This window comes from Oleiphilus sp. HI0067, assembly GCF_001635735.1.
The window spans coordinates 1-928 of record NZ_LWFI01001706.1; the positions used below are offsets into that span (position 1 = coordinate 1).

Sequence of the window (928 nt, forward strand, 5' to 3'; positions counted from 1 at the left end):
TGCAAACAAAAAAACAAAATAGAAAATTAGGGTAATCATGAGTTCGGACACAGGCACAACCATCGCTCCAGAAGCACACAAGTCAGCAGAAAACCCGCCTGTTCAGCCAAGCATCAAACTTAAAGCATCCTTAGCTCCAATGACTGCCTTAGAGCTCACCAGCTTTGAACCAAAGCAATTCAGCGAAGAACTCGCAGCGAAAGTCGCTCAAGCCCCTAGTTTTTTTGAAAACCTTCCTGTCGTGATTGGCCTAGAGAAGTATGAAGAACCAAGCCTCGACTTTGAGCGTCTCATCGAGATATGCCAAGCACACCAAGTGAAGGCAATCGCTGTAAGAGGCGCCAGCGCATCACTTCAAGACGTCGCGCGCAATCATGGCTTAGGAATATTAGCCAAACAAAAAGAACGTAACGCAGCGATCGATACAGACACTCCAGCAGCTAGCGAACCTGCGCCGCAGGAACCCAAAGCAGATGAGCCTGCAAAGGTCGAAATCAAAACTGAAACACAGATTAGTAAAATTGTCCATCATCCTATTCGATCAGGACAACAAGTTTACGCAGCAGATGGTGACTTGATCATTCTAGCCTCTGTAAGTGCCGGCGCAGAAATACTAGCCGACGGAAACATTCATGTTTACGGTACATTGCGCGGACGCGCGCTAGCTGGGGTTAAAGGCAATACCAAAGCACGCATCTTCTGCCAAAGCATGGCAGCAGAACTTGTCTCCGTCGCAGGGCAATACAAAATAAGCGAAGACATTCCAAGCTCAACCATAGGCAAGCCCTGCCAAGTATATTTGGACGAGCAAACTCTGAATTTTAAAAAACTAGAGCTCTAAAGAGCCCATTAAGCGCCGAATAAGAGCGCAAGAAGTAAAGAGGCTTAAGCCCAACTTCAAACAACATAGCAACATGGGAATAGAACA

At 46.7% G+C, this 928-nt stretch carries 1 protein-coding gene; it reads left to right on the forward strand.

Annotated elements, in window-relative coordinates; translation table 11 throughout:
• The first annotated feature begins 37 nt into the window (after window positions 1-37).
• Complete coding sequence (minC, locus tag A3739_RS27085) at window positions 38-841, forward strand: septum site-determining protein MinC (protein ID WP_082869091.1); 804 nt, start codon at window positions 38-40, stop codon at window positions 839-841.
• Window positions 842-928 lie beyond the last annotated feature (87 nt).

Bases quoted from the DNA above. Each gene is read 5' to 3' on its own strand.
- minC (WP_082869091.1), top strand. From the start codon at position 38: ATGAGTTCGGACACAGGCACAACCATCGCTCCAGAAGCACACAAGTCA.